This window comes from Frankia sp. CeRuru1 (assembly GCF_977966315.1).
Genome location: NZ_CDWWEW010000445.1, coordinates 1 through 3,917, shown reverse-complemented (window position 1 = coordinate 3,917; position 3,917 = coordinate 1). Strand labels below are relative to the sequence as shown.

Below are 3,917 nucleotides of genomic sequence, written 5' to 3'. Positions count from 1 at the left end.
CGGGTGATCACCAGGATCAGTGCGTCGGTGGAGACGATTCTGGTCTTCGACTGGGGCACGATGCTCTCGATGCCCGGCATCGCCTCCTTCAGGGCGCGGGCGGCGTCGGCGTCGGCGTCGTCGTAGAAGACCGTCGTCACCGGGACGTTGTAGATCGACTGGTAGTTGCCCACCCGCTCGACCCGGAACCCGGCCGACTCGACCTGCTTGGCGGCCACCTCGGCGAGCCCGGCGACCCGCGAGTTGTTCAGGACGACCACCGGGGCCGTGGCCTTCGGTCCCGGCGGGGCCGGCGGCTTCGTCGCGGTGGACGCGGACGGCGCCGGCGTCGGTTCCAGGGACGCCGGCGCCGTCTTCGTGGCCCCCGGGCCGGGGACCGGGGACGTGGCCGCCGCGCGGTGCGGCGACGGGGCCGGAGTGGTCCGGCCGCCGCCGGCTTGGTCCGTGCCCGGCCGCGCCGAGTGCGTCGGGGCCGCGACCTGGGTGGTGGAGCCGTCCGCGTCGGACGGGCCGTTCAGCAGATTGACCACCAGGATGCCCGCGAGTACGGCGAGAACCGCGACGACGCCCGCGCCGAGGGTGTGGAGCCGGTCCGGGCGCCGCCGGTGGGGACGCCGCGGCGGTGCGTTCGTGGCAGGTGTCATGCGTGGTCTTACCCCTCGGCCCGGTCACGTCGGCCGGATCGGGCCGCCCGGCGTTGCTCCCGCAGCCGGCGCAGCCGGCGGACCAGCATCGGATCGGCTATCAGCGCGGCTTCCGAATCGATCAGCCGGTTTAACAACTGGTAGTAGCGTGTTGATGACAGCTCGAACTCGGCCCGGATCGCCTCCTCCTTGGCTCCCGGGTGGCGCCACCAACCCTGCTCGAAGCGCAACATGCGACGATCGCGATCGGACAGTTCGTTGGGTGGGACGTCCGCCCGCGCTGGTTTCTCGGGCGCTGGTTTCTCGGGCGCTGGTTTCTCGGGCGGCAGGCTCTCGGGCGGCAGAGGGTGTGCTGCCTCCACAGCGGGACCTCCTCGGGACGCATCCGGGGCGATGGGCGCGATGGTGCGCCGACGTACCACGCCCGGTATGGTGCGCCGCCCACTATTTCACCCCGTGGGTCCGACATCCTCGGCGTCTCTGGCGACACACGTCCCGCCCGCGGTCCGGCCGCCCGACGCGGATCTGATGAGACGCTCGCGGGAGGCCCCCACCTGGTCCCGGCCAGGTCAGAGTTCCGGCCAGGTCAGAGCGCCCCGATTGGCTGCCATTGGCACCGATTGGCACCGATTGGCCTCCGGGCAGGCGGGGCACGCCGTGTGGTGACCTACTCTTGGCCGGTGAGCCGGCGCTTCACCCGCACCACCGAGGACTTCGTCTGCCTGGTCTGCGGGACGGCCGTGCGTGGTGACGGGTACACCAACCACTGCCCGTCCTGTCTGTCGTCGCGGCACGTCGACGTCAACCCCGGCGATCGGGCGGCGCGGTGCGGCGGTGTGATGCGGCCGGTCGCGGTGGAGAGCCGTACGCACGATCTGGTCATCACGCACGTCTGCGAGCGGTGTGGGCATCGGCGCCGCAACCGGTCCGCTCCGGCGGACGATCGCGACACGCTGCTGGCGGTCGCCGCCGCGGTCGCGCAGGCGGCGACGGCCCCAGGGCTGCCGGCCCCAGGGCTGCCGGCCCCAGGGCTGCCGGCCCCAGGGCTGCCGGCCCCAGGGCTGCCGGCCCCAGGGCTGCCGGCCCCAGGGCTGCCGGCCCCAGGGCTGCCGGGCCCCGGGGCGCGACCGCCGCGCCGCCCGGGGCGCGCGCGGCGCTCATGACCGCCGGTCAGGGCTGCCGGTCAGGGATACAGACCCCGGGTCTGGTGGGCGTCGGCCACCCGGCCGACCCCGATGACGTGCGCGGCGCTGCGCATGCTGATCTTCTGGGTCGTGGCCAGCAGGGAGACCTCGCGGTACGCGCGGTCCATCAGCGCCCGGAGCCGGTCGTTGACCTCGTCCTCGGACCAGAAATACGCCTGGATGTCCTGCACCCACTCGAAGTACGAGACCGCCACCCCGCCGCCGTTGGCGAGGATGTCCGGCACCACCAGGACGCCCCGGTCGTCCAGGACCTGGTCGGCCTCGGCGGTCACCGGGCCGTTGGCGCCCTCGACGATGATCGGCGCGCGGACCCGGTCGACGTTCTCGACCGTGATGACGCCCTCCAGCGCCGCGGGGACGAGCACGTCGACGTCGAGCTCCAGGAGCTCGTCGTTGGTGATCGTGTCGGTTCCCGGGTAGCCGACGACCGTCTCCGCGCCGTCGGCGAGATAGCGGATGAGGGCGGCCGGGTTGAGTCCCTGCGGGTTGTAGATCCCGCCCTTCGCGTCCGAGACCGCGACCACAGTGCAACCGGCGTCGTGCAGGTACTGGGCCGCGAGCGCCCCCACCTTGCCGAAGCCTTGGACCGCGATTGTCATCGCGTGCGGGTCGCGCCCGGTCTCGCGCAGCGCGGCGAACACCGAAAGCTGCACCCCCAGGCTGGTCGCCCCGGCCCGACCGGCGGAACCGCCGATGGACAGCGGCTTGCCGGTTACCACGCCGGTGGCGGTGTACCCGGTGTGCGCCGAGTAGGTATCCATGATCCAGGCCATGGTCTGCTCGTCGGTGCCCACATCCGGTGCCGGGATGTCCTTCTCCGGTCCGATCAACGGGACGAGTTCGGCGGCGTAGCGCCGGGTCAGGCGTTCGCGTTCCGGTAGGGAGAGCATCGCCGGTTCCACCGCGATGCCGCCCTTGGCCCCGCCGTAGGGGATCCCCATCAGCGCGCACTTCCAGGTCATCCACATCGCCAGCGCCTTGACCTCGTCGAGGTCGGTGGTGGGGTGGAAGCGGATCCCCCCCTTGCCCGGGCCACGGGCGAGGTTGTGCTGGACGCGATAGCCGGTCAGCACGGTCAGCTGACCGTCGTCGCGCTGTAGCGGAACGCTGACGGTGATCGCCCGGCGGGGCGTGCGGAGCAGGTCGTGCATACCGTCGTCAAGGCCCAGATGACGAGCCGCGTTCGCCAGTTGAACGCAGGCCGTGTCCCATGCTGAGCCGGATCCGAGGATCACAGGCACCTCCGCGGCGCGTTTCGAGCCACCCTTCGCCGCCGAACGCGCCGCCCGGTCCGCCGGCCACGGCGCGCTCCGTTGCGCGCCGCGGTGGTGACTCGATATGGCGCAAACAATAGGTGACGGGAGATGCCGTCTGTCGGGTGCGCGCAGGGCGCGCCATCGCCCACCAGGCACCTCCGGGTACGGTCGCGAGCGTGCGCGCGGACCCGTCGAGCCGCCTCCCGGTGCCGCGGCGCGCCGGGGGGCCGGCTTTGTCCGCACCCGGACGGCTGGCCGCGCTCGCCCGCCCCGGAGCCGGCACTCCCGACCGGTCAGCCCGGCGCCTCTGGGCATGGTGGCTGGTCAGCCGTGCCGTCCTCGTCATCCTGGTGGTGACCGACCAGGCGTTCGGCATGCAGCAGAGCGTGCTCGGCGATCTACACATCTATGCGGAGTGGGGCCGCGGGCTCGGTCGCGGCGAGGGGATGCCCACCGGTGACGACCGCTGGCAGTATCCGCCGGGCGCGGCAGTTGCGTTCGTGTTGCCCGACGTAACTCACGCCTATCTGGGATTGCCCTATCGAGCGGTGTTCATTGGGATGATGGTGGCCGTCGACGCCGTCCTGACCGCCGCGCTGGTGCGTCGCTCGGTCCCGGCGGCAGGGTTTTGGGTGGCCGGTCTCACCGCGCTGGGACCGGTGGCGCTGGCCCGTTTCGATCTGCTGCCGGCCGCGGCGGCGGTCGCGGCCGTGCTCGCGCTCGCCGCGGGCCGGTCCGGCCGGGCGGGATTTCATCTCGCCGCGGGTGCGCTGCTCAAGATCTGGCCGGTCCTGCTGCTGATCGCCCTGTCC

General features: G+C 72.5%; 5 protein-coding genes. 2 read left to right on the top strand and 3 right to left on the bottom strand.

Annotated features, from left to right (window positions below; translation table 11 throughout):
• Together AC08OP_RS22305 and AC08OP_RS22300 are read right to left on the bottom strand one after the other, a co-directional pair.
• On the bottom strand, positions 1 to 644 hold a 644-nt coding region (locus AC08OP_RS22305; RefSeq protein ID WP_476615965.1), incomplete at its 3' end, for a LytR C-terminal domain-containing protein.
• Positions 645 to 652: 8 nt separating this feature from the next.
• Entirely contained in the window at positions 653 to 1,006 is a 354-nt protein-coding gene (locus tag AC08OP_RS22300; protein ID WP_476615964.1) for a DUF3263 domain-containing protein, read from the bottom strand.
• Between the two features lie 318 nt (positions 1,007 to 1,324).
• Between AC08OP_RS22300 and AC08OP_RS22295 the strand changes: the two genes are divergently transcribed.
• Positions 1,325 to 1,807 carry an RNHCP domain-containing protein gene (locus AC08OP_RS22295; RefSeq protein WP_476615963.1) on the top strand — a complete coding sequence of 161 codons (483 nt, stop codon included), beginning with the start codon at positions 1,325 to 1,327 and terminating at the stop codon, positions 1,805 to 1,807.
• Between the two features lie 20 nt (positions 1,808 to 1,827).
• Here AC08OP_RS22295 and AC08OP_RS22290 read toward each other — a convergent pair whose 3' ends face one another.
• A complete protein-coding gene (locus AC08OP_RS22290) occupies positions 1,828 to 3,084 on the bottom strand; it encodes a Glu/Leu/Phe/Val family dehydrogenase (RefSeq protein WP_476615962.1) in 1,257 nt (418 codons plus the stop codon).
• Between the two features lie 254 nt (positions 3,085 to 3,338).
• Between AC08OP_RS22290 and AC08OP_RS22285 the strand changes: the two genes are divergently transcribed.
• On the top strand, positions 3,339 to 3,917 hold a 579-nt coding region (locus tag AC08OP_RS22285), incomplete at its 3' end, for a glycosyltransferase 87 family protein (RefSeq protein WP_476615961.1).